Below are 8,604 nucleotides of genomic sequence, written 5' to 3' on the forward strand. Positions count from 1 at the left end.
CTTTTCTGATGTCTTTAGGGTAATTAAAGAACACCGTTAAGCCCTCCCAGTTATTGCGCCAAGACTTAACCACATGCGGGTACTCAGTGCCCCATACCTCATCAAAGTGTTCAAGGTTAGCCTCTGCTATCTCAAGCGTATCAGCGCCGTAGATAGCCTTTAGATCAGCCGCTACTGCCTTTTTATTTGTCCAAGGTACAAACTTCATCGAATAGCGCACCATGTGTACGATACACAGCTGAACCTGAGCGTTGGGATAAACGGTATTGATGGCATCAGGGAAGCCCTTTAAACCATCGACACAGGCAATGAGGATATCTTGCACCCCGCGGTTTTGTAGTTCAGTGAGTACACCCAGCCAGAACTTAGCGCCCTCATTCTCTGATAGCCACATACCAAGCAGCTCTTTTTTACCATTAAGTCCCACACCTAGTGCCAGATAGATAGCCTTGTTGATAATCTGTTTATCTTGACGTATCTTCACGACAATACAGTCTAGATAGACGATAGGATAGACACTGCTTAACGGCCGGTTCTGCCAAGCGGTGATGTCCTCTAAGATGTTGTCAGTGACTCTTGAAACCAGGGTGCTTGAGATGTCGACATCGTAGAGCTCTTTGATACTCTCTACAATCTCAGTGGTGGTTTGACCCTTGGCGTAAAGGAATATGATCTTGTCATCAAGGCCGCTAATACGGGTTTGATGCTTACGTACTAAAGCAGGTTCAAAGTCGCCATCACGGTCTCTTGGGGTGGATATCTCAAGATCGCCTGTGTCACTGCGGACGGTCTTTTTAGTATGCCCATTGCGTTTATTTGGCTTATCTGCTTTCTCATGCTTAGGGTAGCCAAGATGGTCTTCCATCTCAGCTTCTAGGGCGGTATCAATAAACGATTGCATGAGCTGCTTTTGGAAGTCTTTGATGTCATCGAAGCTGTTCATACTACTAGCCATCTGCTCGGCCAGTTTCTTAATGTCAGTTTGCTTGGTCATTGCTTATTCTCCTGTTATGGGATTATAAGCAGTTACACAGTTTTTAGGAAACTCCCTAAAGCACTGCGGCTTCTATTTGCCACCTAAAGCACGCTACAAGTACCTGTTAGAGCTACCAGAGTCAGCAGATTTGTCAACTGAAATTTCAAATGCTATGCAGTCTATAGAGGACTTCAAAAAGGATGATAAGTTCGTCGATGTACTACCTAAAGATGAGTATGCCGCGTTTAGTCGCTTAGAAGAAGGCAAGAAAGCTTTAAAAGGTCTTTTAAGAAGCTTTTCTAATATCCCAACTGATGCCAGTGGTGATGTCTTTGGACGCATTTACGAGTATTTCTTGGGGAAGTTTGCGCTCTCAGAAGGTCAGAAAGGTGGTGAATTCTTTACGCCTACCTCTGTTGTTAAACTGATGGTAGAGGTCATCGAGCCCTATCATGGGACGGTATATGACCCTGCTTGCGGCTCAGGCGGTATGTTCGTTCAGTCACTACATTTCGTTGAGGATCGTAATGAGCAGCTTAAAGCGCATGGCGAGCTAGAAGAAAAAGACAGTACGATAGATTTGAGCGTATATGGTCAAGAGAAGACCCGTGATACGGTCAAGCTCGCTAAGATGAACTTATTCGTCAATGGCCTTAGAGGAGAGATTAGACAGGCCAACAGCTATTCAGAAGACCCTTTCGATAGTTATGAGAACTTTGATTTTATCATGGCGAATCCACCGTTTAACGTCGATGACGTATCGGTTGCTACTGTTGAAGACGATAAGCGTTTTAATACTTATGGCTTACCTCGAAAAAAGACTAAGAATAAAAAAACAGATGGTAAAGATGAAACAGTAACGAATGCGAACTACCTTTGGATCAGTTTATTTGCCACATCTCTAAAAAACCAAGCAGAAGCTGAGGCACGAAATAGTGGTCGTGCTGCGCTAGTGATGCCAAACTCTGCCTCTGATGCTCGCAATGCAGAAGAGGATATTCGTAAGCAGATCATCGAGGATAATATTATATATGGCATGCTGACGCTACCATCAAATATGTTCTATACCGTGACCCTACCAGCAACGCTATGGTTTTTTGATAAAAACAAAACCGATGACAATATATTGTTTATTGATGCGCGTAATATATTTAGACAAATTGATCGAACTCATCGTGACTTTACTGATGAGCAAATCCAAAATATTGCGATGATTGGTAAGTTACATAAAGGTCGTCGTCGCGAGTATGTCAGTTTAATAGACAGCTACTTCGGTCTTGGTATGCAGATACTGACAGAAACGGTATCTGACATCGAACCTGCTATTGAGCAGCTCAAAGCAGTGGTAGCGGGTGATAAAGCACTGAAAACAATTGTTAATACGCTAAATGACAATTGGCATGCACTTTCCCCTTTGCAAAGTAAGTATCAAGCCTATTTGGAGGCTCAGGATATAAGTCAGATCGCAAATGAAGATATTGATGACCTAAATACTGACCAGATAAGCCTTTTACAGGAGTTCAAGCCTTTCTTCAAAGCACTGCAAGATAATAATAAGCAACTAGATAAAGGTATCAGGGAAAAGGAAAAAGACAATAAAGAGCAGGTCGCTCAAGCCCGTAAAGGGCTTGCTGATGCAAAGGAAACTAATGACAAAAAGCTGATCAAAGAAAAAGACACTGATTTGAGAGCACTAACAGCTATAACTGCTGAAATAAAGGCTATAAAAGATTTACTAGCAATTATACGTAATGATAGAAAACGTGCTGAATATTATTTCAATCATATAGATTGGTTACAACAACGTTTTCCTGAAGCTCGCTATGAAGATATAACGGGACTATGTAAGCTTGCTAATCTTAAAGATATTGAGGAGCAGGGTTATTCACTTAATACAGGGCGTTATGTTGGTGTGGTGATCGAAGAAGACGGTCGTACTGAAGAAGATTTTATTGACTATATTCATGAAATGAATGAAGAGTTTATGTCTTTAAATAAGCAAGCTCAACAGTTGGAAAGTGTTCTTAATGAGAATATAAGTAAAATCTTAGAGGTGAAAGGTTATGGGAATTAATTTCCAAAAGTTGAGAGAGCTTTGTGTAATCGGAGATGGCATCCATACTTCAATAGAGAGGCAAGATTCAGGTGTACCGTACTTTACCTCCAAAAACTTTAAGCCTGATGGTTTGGATTTAACTAACGTTGATTATATATCTGAGTCAGATTATGAAAGATATTTTATAGATAAGAAGTCACTGCTAAACCCTATAAGCCAAGACATTGTGTTTGGTATTATTGGAACTATCGGAACACCATACTTAGTTAAGCCGGAAGATAGGTTTGGAATTTCAAGTAGCGTAGCTATTCTAAGGTCTAAGAAAAAAATATTACCTAAATATTTATACTTATACATGAGTTCTCATATATTCCAGTCTACTGTAGATATAATGAAGAGTGGTTCTGCTCAAGGTTTTTTGAGCCTAGAAATGATTGGGAATTTACCTATCATTGCTCCTGATTTACGGATTCAGGAGAAAATAGCAGCTATTTTACATACATATGATAATTTGATAGAAGCTAACAAACTACGCATAGGGATTTTAGAAAGAACTATTGAAGAGTTGTACAAAGAATGGTTTGTCCGTTCGCCTAAACGGAAAATGATTGAGCTTAAACCAGAATTACCTAGTAGTTGGGATTTAGTTACAGTTGAAGATCTATGTAAGGAGATTAGAAAGTCAGTAAAGTTAGAAGATTTAGATAGCAAACAGACATATCTTGGGTTAGAACATCTAAGTAGAAAAAGTATAAGCCTATATAAATCGTCAACCACTGATTCTGTTAGCAGTAATAAACTGGCTTTTCAGAAGTTTGATATATTATTTGGGAAAATAAGGCCTTATCTGCATAAAGTTTGTATAGCAAATTTTGATGGTGTTTGTTCAACTGATATTTTGGTAATCAGACCTAAAGACAATATTCACTTAATTTATTTGCTTTTTACTATATTTAGCGATGCTTTTATAGACTTAGCCAACGTATCATCAAAAGGTACTAAAATGCCTAGAGCAGATTGGGATTTCTTGAAGAAAACTGAGTTGCGCCTACCTCCTAGAGATATTCTAGAAAGTTTCAATGAAATATGCATGCCAAGAATAGACCAGATATTTATTTTCTTACAGCAAATCAAATTACTCGAGGGAATGAAAGCTGCTTTATTACCGCGTTTAGTATCGGGTGAGCTATCTGTTGATGATCTAGATATTCAATACCCACCATCTATGCAAACAAGTGATGAAGCTGAAGAAAAATAAAAAATATTCATAGGACTAGAAGTATGGCAAAAGTGACATATAATTTCATCAGTGAAGATAAAATTGAAAAAGCCTGTATTAAGTTTTTGCAGCAGCGCTATTCCTATCAGCATATCGATTGCACTACTATCGACCCTGAAGATCTCAACGATGGCTCAAAGCGTACAGATAAGCGTGACGTCGTATTCAAAGAGCGCTTAGTTGCTAAATGCATGCAGCTGAACCCTAACGTGCCTGAGGCCACCATTCTATCAGCAGTGAAGGACATCATGAGTCGGCGTGTATCGATGTCTACTCTGAAAGCCAACAAGCAGATATATAGCTATATTCGTGATGGAATTAACGTCACTTATGAAGATGCTAATGGTGTTAAGCGCGAAAATATACCTTTACGTCTCATAGACTTCGATACCCCTACTAATAATGAGTTTTTATTAGTAACACAGCTAACCATTAAGACGACTGGTCTTGAACCCATCAGAAAGTACCGTCGTCCTGATATATTGCTCTATATCAACGGCTTGCCGATTGTTTTCTTTGAGCTAAAAAACTCTAACGTCAAGCTACAAAACGCTTTGACGGATAACTTGACCAACTACAAAAACGATATCCCACAGCTATTTTTATATAATGCCTTTTGCATCCTATCTAATGCCTCAGATACTAAGATAGGGAGCTTTACCGCAGATTGGGAAAACTTCTATCCTTGGCTAAGGGTGGATAACGAGAAAGAAAAAGTAGATAAGCAGCAGATTGAAACTCATGGTAATAGCATCGAGTACTTGCTTGCAGGGCTGTTTAGGCCTGAACGGCTATTAGACTACATCGAAAACTTTATTCTATACCAAAACGAAAAAGTAAAAATTGTCGCCCAGAACCATCAGTTCTTAGGCGTTAAGCATGCTTTTGAGAACTTCCTAATTAGAGATCAATTGCAGGGGCGTTTGGGCGTATTTTGGCATACGCAAGGTTCAGGTAAGAGCTTTGCTATGGTGTTCTTTATCCGTAAAGTATTTCGTAAATGTGCAGGCAACTTTAGTTTTGTCGTCATCACTGACAGAGATGATTTAGACAAGCAGATATCCAAAAACTTCTTGGCGACGGAGGCGGTAAAAGAAACGGAGATTGCCAAACCGAAGAATAGTCATCAGATGCGTGAAATGCTAGGTCAGAATCTGAAAATCGTTTTTACACTCATTCAGAAGTTCCGTTATGAGAAGGGTGAGAAGTACCCATTACTCTATGATAAGGATGAAAGAGAAGTCATCGTTATCGTAGATGAAGCGCATCGTACCCAATACGATACGCTCGCTGACAACATGCGCTCAGGACTTAAAGGTGCACATTTCCTAGCCTTTACAGGCACACCAATTCTCAAGCAAAAAAAGACTAAGCAGTGGTTTGGTGAGTATGTGTCCGAATATACCTTTCAGCAAGCTATTGAAGACCATGCAACATTACCTTTGTTTTACGAAAAACGTGTTCCAGAGGTGCTATTACAGAATGAGGCATTGAATGAAGAGTTAGCGGAGATCTTAGAAGACGAAGATCTGTCTGATGCACAGCGAGAGAAATTAGAAAACAACTTTTCAAAAGAGCTTGAGGTCATCAAGCGTGATGACCGCTTGGATACTATAGCAGCCGACATCGTTTACCATTTCCCTCGACGTGGGTATCGTGGTAAAGGCATGGTGATATCTGTTGATCAGTTCACTACGGTTCGCATGTATGACAAGGTGACGGAGTTATGGAAAAAAGAGCAACGTAAGCTACAAGGCCGAATCAATCAAACTCAAAACGATTTGGAAAGAGTCCGTCTTAAAAATCGTCTTAAGTATATGCAAAGTATCGAAATGGCAGTCGTTATAAGCAGTCCTGCCTCTGAAAAAGAGCGGTTTGAAAAGCAGGGACTGGAAATCCAAAAGCATATCAATAGACTGACGCAGCAGCAACCCAATAGTCGAGATATAGAAGATGACTTTAAGGACGCTGAGCATCCATTACAATTGGTTTTTGTGTGTGCTATGTGGCTAACAGGCTTTGATGCTCCCACTGTCTCAACGCTGTACATTGATAAGCCTATGAAGGGTCATACGCTGATGCAAACCATCGCAAGAGCGAACCGTGTAACCTCTTTTAAGACTAGAAATGATAGCGGGCAATTGGTAGAAAAAACTAATGGTGAGATTATTGATTACTACAATGTATTCAGAAACCTTAAGTCTGCGCTAAAAGATTATGGTCAAGGCACGGATTCAGGAGATGGAACAGACCCTGTACAAGACAAGTCAGTATTAATTAACCTATTAGATGAAGCGATAGTGGAAACACTTACATTCTGTCTGTCTCATGAAGTAGATTTGACGAAAATCATTGAAGCTCAAGAAGTTTTCAAGCAAAACGCTTTGTTTGCTGATTATGCGGATATTATGCTATCGCAAGATCTCATACGTAAAACGTACAATGTGCATTTCAATGTAGTTGCTGGTCTGTATGAAGCGGCTAAGCCTACGATTCTTAGTCAACCAAGACCTATTGTCAGTGTTATGCAGTTCTTACACACGTTTATTGCCAATAAGATTGATCAAGATGATTTGGATGAGCAAGCCGTTCAGGTTTCAAGCTTACTAGATCGTAGTGTTGTAGTAGATGGTAACAATACTAGCTCAGTAGCAGAACCAGTAAGCGAGTACCAAATCACTAAAAGCGCTAGTTGGAATCTCGCTAATGTAGATTTCGAGCAGTTGAGAGCCGAATTTAAGCAAACTGAACATAAACATATCGCCATAGCAGACATGAAGAAGTTTATTGAGAAAAAAATCAAACAGATGCTTAAAACCAATCAAGGACGAGTAAATTTTGCAGAGCGTTATCGTAATATAATTGACCGATATAATGCTGGAGCAACACAAACGGAAGAGTTCTTTGAAGAGTTGCAAAAGTTTGCTCAAGACTTAAAAGAGGAAGATCATCGGCATGTCCGTGAAGGCTTGACAGAAGATGAGTTGGAAATATTTGATTTGTTGGCTAAAGATAAACTGACGAAGAAAGAGGAGCAGGCAGTTAAGCTTGCGGCTAAAGACCTTATTAAGTCTCTAATAGATGCATCACCCAAAGTATTAGTGCAGGACTGGTGGAGAGACTCTCATACTAAAGCAAAGGTTCGTTCGTTCATTGAAGAGGTTCTAGATGAAGACCTTCCTGATTCCTACGATAAAGAAATCTTCGAGAACAAGGTGACTCAGGTTTTTGATTTACTACAGCACTTGGCTATTAATGACGAAAAATGGGCTAGCTAAATTAATTGATAAATTAAGAAAAGTGTAAAGTTTAGAGCTATAAAATTGATATTATTTACAGTTTACTTTACACTTTAGGCTTTGATTTAATAAAAGACTGTATAAAACGTATGTTCTAGGGTTATTGATTTATTAATAGGTATATATAACCATTTTGACGATGATAAGAGATACCTAAGACTTATTAGTCAGTAATATATTTTAAAACCTCGCTATTAGCGGGGTTTTTTTATGGGAAAAATAAAATAATAAAAAAAATGGCACAAGCCATTGTTTAAGTTATTTAATGATGGCTTTGTCGCTATTGTGATCGTTATATAGAGACAGAATATGAATGTTAAATACCGCGGAAATATAAAGACCTAATTTTTGTTTGCAAGATATATTCTTTTTATTTCTTATAATTGCAACATCAGCAACGCATAAAAATAGAGTTGTACACTATAGTCAGCTCAAAATAAAATTGTTATGGTTAGGACAAACATCATAAAACAATTTGGATAAGTCGTTTTCCATCCAGCCTTGGCGTAGAAACTTCACCTGAGCCCATTTCTTCTCAATAGGGTTCAAATCAGGGCTGTACGGCGGCAGCCATAGAATACGATGACCATGCCTATTCAGTAGCTTTTGAATACGCTTACTCTTATGAAATCTGGCATTATCCATCACAATCACGCATTTGGTTTTAAGACTTGGGATTAGCTTGTGTTTGCACCAGTGATAGAAGACGATGCTGTTGATGTTGTGCTTAAAGTAATCTAGGGCAAACAGCATCTTTTCATATAGAGCACCGATAACGTTGGTTCGCCTTTTACCTTGCCAGTTGTAGCTATCGATACAAGGCTCACCAATCGGTGCATAGCCATGAGAGCGAATGGTCTCGTGCTCAAAGCCGCTTTCGTCCATATATACAATGGGGTAGCCTTGCTGCTTAAAGTGCTCAAGCTTATTCTGATATATCGCTCTTTTGATCGGACAGGCTTTTGGATGTTCTAAAGTCTTTTTTTTGACTGAT

The 8,604-nt window shown here is 39.2% G+C and carries 5 protein-coding genes; 3 read left to right on the plus strand and 2 right to left on the minus strand.

The features are described from left to right. Window positions 1-994 (minus strand): IS256 family transposase (locus W293_RS0100705; RefSeq protein ID WP_025650619.1); only part of this gene is annotated, 994 nt, incomplete at its 3' end. Window positions 995-1,070: 76 nt separating this feature from the next. Between W293_RS0100705 and W293_RS0100710 the strand changes: the two genes are divergently transcribed. The 3 genes from W293_RS0100710 to W293_RS0100720 are packed head-to-tail and all read left to right on the plus strand — an operon-like array spanning window position 1,071 to window position 7,589. Next, window positions 1,071-3,050 carry a class I SAM-dependent DNA methyltransferase gene (locus tag W293_RS0100710; RefSeq protein ID WP_025650620.1) on the plus strand — a complete coding sequence of 660 codons (1,980 nt, stop codon included), beginning with the start codon at window positions 1,071-1,073 and terminating at the stop codon, window positions 3,048-3,050. Continuing rightward, the gene (locus W293_RS15850) at window positions 3,040-4,290 is read left to right on the plus strand and encodes a restriction endonuclease subunit S (protein ID WP_025650621.1); all 1,251 of its coding nucleotides are present in this window, start codon (window positions 3,040-3,042) and stop codon (window positions 4,288-4,290) included. The genes W293_RS0100710 and W293_RS15850 overlap by 11 nt, the downstream gene beginning before the upstream one ends. A 23-nt stretch (window positions 4,291-4,313) precedes the next feature. Continuing rightward, window positions 4,314-7,589 (plus strand): type I restriction endonuclease subunit R, encoded by a 3,276-nt coding sequence (locus tag W293_RS0100720; protein ID WP_025650622.1) that lies wholly within the window; start codon window positions 4,314-4,316, stop codon window positions 7,587-7,589. Between the two features lie 447 nt (window positions 7,590-8,036). Here W293_RS0100720 and W293_RS0100725 read toward each other — a convergent pair. Then, window positions 8,037-8,604: IS630 family transposase (locus tag W293_RS0100725; RefSeq protein WP_156916403.1), on the minus strand; the 568-nt coding region annotated here is incomplete at its 5' end.

The organism is Psychrobacter sp. TB67 (assembly GCF_000511065.1).
Taxonomy (GTDB): Bacteria; Pseudomonadota; Gammaproteobacteria; order Pseudomonadales; family Moraxellaceae; genus Psychrobacter; species Psychrobacter okhotskensis.

What these genes read in the sequence shown, in the direction of transcription:
- W293_RS15850 (WP_025650621.1), top strand. Translation starts at nt 3,040, where the DNA reads ATGGGAATTAATTTCCAAAAGTTGAGAGAGCTTTGTGTAATCGGAGAT.
- W293_RS0100720 (WP_025650622.1), top strand. Translation starts at nt 4,314, where the DNA reads ATGGCAAAAGTGACATATAATTTCATCAGTGAAGATAAAATTGAAAAA.